A 262-nucleotide genomic window follows, 5' to 3' on the forward strand; every position below is an offset into this window, starting at 1 on the left:
TTCAATCAATGGAAACACAGGAGGAACAACAGCATTGTTAACAGCTAACGATACCCTAAACGGAAACCCGGTTGTAATCGGAACCAATCCCGGAGAAGTTAAACTAACCGGAATTACTGTTCCAACAGGATTAACCTTAAACGCAGACGGAACAGTAACGGTTGCAGCGAACACTGCTGCCGGAAACTATAACGTAGAATACAGCATCTGCGAGATCACCAACCCGACAAACTGTGATTCTGTAATTTCAGTGGTTGTGGTA

At 44.3% G+C, this 262-nt stretch carries 1 pseudogene; it reads left to right on the forward strand.

The window, feature by feature from the left end:
- Positions 1-262 (forward strand): annotated as a pseudogene (locus tag RT99_RS25480) (hypothetical protein); the annotation flags it as partial.

The organism is Flavobacterium sp. MEB061 (assembly GCF_000834715.1).
Taxonomy (GTDB): Bacteria; Bacteroidota; Bacteroidia; order Flavobacteriales; family Flavobacteriaceae; genus Flavobacterium; species Flavobacterium pectinovorum.